Origin of the sequence: Anaeromyxobacter sp. PSR-1 (assembly GCF_000964525.1) — a bacterium.
Lineage (GTDB): Bacteria > Myxococcota > Myxococcia > Myxococcales > Anaeromyxobacteraceae > Anaeromyxobacter.
This window is the reverse complement of record NZ_BAZG01000278.1, coordinates 1-3,856: the sequence shown is the minus strand read 5'-3', so window position 1 is coordinate 3,856 and position 3,856 is coordinate 1. Positions and strand designations below refer to the sequence as shown.

At 76.4% G+C, this 3,856-nt stretch carries 1 protein-coding gene and 1 pseudogene; one reads left to right on the top strand and one right to left on the bottom strand.

What is annotated here, in order from left to right; genetic code table 11:
* Positions 1-1,652, bottom strand: a pseudogene (locus PSR1_RS22270) (chemotaxis protein CheA); the annotation flags it as partial.
* Positions 1,653-1,776: 124 nt separating this feature from the next.
* Here PSR1_RS22270 and PSR1_RS22265 point away from each other — a divergent pair.
* Positions 1,777-3,723, top strand: a complete 1,947-nt coding sequence (locus PSR1_RS22265; protein ID WP_059439511.1) for a YgiQ family radical SAM protein — start codon at positions 1,777-1,779, stop codon at positions 3,721-3,723.
* The last annotated feature ends 133 nt before the right edge of the window (positions 3,724-3,856 follow it).

The following is a 3,856-nucleotide window of genomic DNA, read 5'->3' as shown; positions in this document are numbered from 1 at the left end:
GGCTCGGGCGCCTCCGGCGGCGTCTCCGCCGCCGCCCACGCGTCGGCGTCCTCGCCCAGCTCGCCGGCGGCGAAGTCGAGCGCCGACAGGTCGCGGGTGCCGGCCGGCTCCGGCTCCGGCTCGCGGAGCGCGAACGGATCCTCGCCAGGCGCGATCCCGGCCGCGCCGGCCGCCGGCGTCTCCAGCTCGGCCAGCTCGAGCGTGGGCTCGACCGGCGCGCCCAGGTCGAGCGTCGGCTCGAGCGCGATCGGCTCGCCGTCCCCGCCCGCCTCGGCCAGCCCGGCCAGCGCGTCGACGCTCGCGAGCGGCTCGGCGGCGGGCTCCACCGGCGCCTCGAGGTCGCCGGCGACGTCCAGGCTCCCGGCGTCGCCGGCGTCCGCGGGCGGCGCGTCCCAGGGCGGCAGCTCGGCCTCCCGCGCCCACTCGGGCACGGTGGCCTCCTCGGCGGCGTCGAACGAGCCGCCCGACTCGAGCTCGAAGCCCTGGTCGAGCGCCACCTCCTCGGCCCAGCCCGCGTCCGCCGCCGGCTCCGTGCCGGCGTCCGCGAGCTCGAGCGCGCCCTCTTCCAGCGGCGCGGCGAAGCCGCTCGTGTCGTCGTACTCGCCCAGCTCGGGCGGGGCGCCGGGCGGGAGCGGCTCCGGGGCCGGCTCGGCGCCGAGGTCCGCCGGCGAGAGCGCCGCCGGGGCGGCGCCGGCCTCGTCGTACTCGCCCAGCACCGCACCCTCGGGCGCGGCGGGCGGCGGGGCGGTCACCTCCCAGCCGTCGGGCGGCAGCGCGGCGGCGTCGCCGCCGGCGAGCGGCGCCGGCGGCTCGGCGGAGGGATCCCCCTCGAGCGCCATCCCGTCCGCGGAGAGCGGCTCCAGCTCCTCGATCACCGCCTCGGTGGCGAGGTCCACCGTCTCCGGCTCGTCGGCCGGCGTGGTCCACGCCTCGTATGCGGGGGCGGCGTCGGCCGGCGGCGCCTCCCCGGACGGCTGCGGCTCGGGGGCGCCGAAGGTGGCGGTGGCGTCCGGGTTCCACGCCGGCTGGCCGGCGCTCGGGTCGTAGGGCTGCGCGCTGGGATCCCAGGCCTGCGCGGCGTTCGGGTCGTAGGGCTGGGCGTTCGGATCCCAGGCCTGCGCGGCGTTCGGATCGTAGGGCTGGGCGTTCGGATCCCAGGCCTGCGCGGCGTTGGGATCGTACGGCTGCGCGTTCGGATCCCAGGCCTGCGCCGCGTTCGGATCGTACGGCTGCGCGTTCGGATCCCAGCCCTCCGCCGCCTCGGGTGCGGCGGGCTGCTCGGCGGCGTCCCACGCCGGCGCCTCGGGCGCGGGCACCTCCAGCGCCTCGAACGGCTGACCCTCGAACGCGTCCGCCAGCCCGGCGTCGGGGGCCGCGTCCTCGAAGAGCGGCTCCGGCCCGGCCCCGGCAGCGGGCGGCTCGGGCGGCGCCTCGGCCGGCGCGCGGCGGAGCCCGGCCGGCTCGAGCGAGGCGCGCAGCCGCTCGGCCGCGGCGCCCACGTCGAAGCCGGAGCCGGCCGACGCCTGCAGCTCGGGCTCGACCAGCTCGCGCAGCTCGGCGTGCCGCCGCTCCTCCTCCGCGGTCAGCCCCTCGGAGAGGCGCTTCCGGTCGAGCTGGCGGAACTCCTTCAGTGCGCTGCGCGGATCGGGCATGTGCGGTGTACCGCCGGCGAGGGGGCCGGCGCTCCGGAGGGCCGGATGATACCTCCGCTCCCCGTCCGCTCAAAGGCGAGGGCCGCTTGCTTTCCCGAGGCCCGGCGGCCATCTATGTGCGCCGATGGCCCGACTTCCCGTGCTCCAGGGCGACCGCGCCCGCCGCCCCGCGCCGCCCGGCCCGGAGGCCTTCCTGCCCATGTCCCCGGAGCACCTGCGGGCGCGCGGCTGGGCCGAGCTGGACGTGCTCCTGGTGAGCGGCGACGCGTACGTCGATCACCCGAGCTTCGGCGCGGCGGTGATCGGGCGCGTCCTGGAGGCGGCCGGCTACAAGGTGGGCGTCGTGGCGCAGCCGGACTGGCGCTCGACCGCCGATCTCCTGCGGCTGGGCCGTCCGCGGCTGTTCGTGGGGATCACCTCGGGTGCGATGGACTCGATGGTGAACCACTACACCGCCCACAAGCGGCGGCGCTCCGACGACGCGTACACGCCCGACGGCGCCGCGGGCAGGCGGCCGGACCGCGCCACCACCGTGTACGCGCGGCTGGCCCGCGAGGCGTTCGGGCCCACCACGCCCATCGTGCTCGGCGGCATCGAGGCGTCGCTCCGCCGCATCGCCCACTACGACTACTGGGACGACCGCGTCCTGCCCTCGGTGCTGGTCCCCTCCGGCGCCGACCTGCTCGTCTACGGCCAGGGCGAGAAGCCCATCCTGGAGATCGCCCGCCGCCTCGCCTCCGGCGAGGACATCTGCGGCCTCACCGACGTGCCCGGCACCGCGCTCGCCGTGCCGGACCTCGCCCTGGCGATGCTGGAGGGGCGCGACCGCAAGGTGCTGGAGCTGCCGGCCTTCGACGAGATCGTCCTCGACAAGCGCCGCTTCGCCGAGTTCAGCCGGCTCTACCACCTCGAGCACAACGAGGCGAACGCGCGCATCCTGGTGCAGCGCCACGGCCGCGGCCGGGCGCTGCGCCACGTGGTGGTGAACCCGCCCATGCGGCCGCCCTCGACCGAGGAGCTCGACCGGATCGCCGAGCTCCCCTACGTGCGCGAGGCGCACCCGGCCTACGGCGGCGCGCACATCCCGGCGCTCGAGCAGATCCGCTGGTCGGTCCAGATCCTGCGGGGCTGCGCGGCCGGCTGCGCGTTCTGCTGCATCACCGAGCATCAGGGGCGCGACATCGCCAGCCGCTCCGAGGCGAGCGTGCTGCGCGAGATCGCGACGCTCGCGAACAAGGAGAGCTTCCGCGGCACCATCACCGACGTGGGCGGCGCCACCGCCAACATGTGGCGGATGGAGTGCACCAGCGAGGAGGCGCACGCCGCCTGCCGCCGCGCGAGCTGCGTCTACCCGAGCGTCTGCCAGTTCTTCTCGGTGGACCACGGGCCGCTCGTGGACCTGTACGAGAAGGCGCGGAAGGTGCCCGGGGTGAAGCACGTCTTCGTCGGCTCCGGCGTCCGCTACGACCTCGCCCAGGCCGACGAGAAGAACGGCGCCCGCTACCTCGAGGCGCTCGTCGCGAACCACGTGTCCGGCCAGCTCAAGGTCGCGCCCGAGCACGTCTGCGAGCCGGTGCTGAAGGTGATGAAGAAGCCCGGCGTCGAGTCGTTCGAGCGCTTCCGCAAGGACTTCGAGCGCTACACGAAGAAGGCCGGCAAGGAGCAGTACCTCGTCCCGTACTTCATCTCCTCGCACCCGGGCGCGTCGCTGGAGGAGGCGGCGGACCTCATGGAGTACCTGCAGGCGAACCGCTGGAAGCCGCAGCAGGTGCAGGACTTCATGCCCACGCCCATGACGCTCGCCTCGGACATCTTCTGGTCGGGCTACCACCCGATGACCGGCAAGCCGGTGCACGTGACCCGGGACATGGAGGAGAAGCGCATGCAGAAGGCGCTCCTCCGCTGGGGCGACCCGGCCAACCGGCCGCTCATCGAGAAGGCGCTCCGGAAGATCGGCCGGCTGAAGCCGGGCGAGCGGCTCGGCCCGGGGATGCGCCCGGCGCGGCGCGGCGGCGGGCGGTCCAGGCCCGGCGCGCGCGGCGGCCCCGGGCCCGGGCGCGGGCCGCGCTAGGGGGAGGCGCCCTCGCCAGCGGCGCTCTCACGCGGCGTCCCGGATGTGGTAGGGTCCCGCATGCCCCAGACCCGCCCCATCCTCGCCGCCGCCCTCCTGTTCCTCGGGCTCGCCCAGGCCGCCCGCGCCGCCG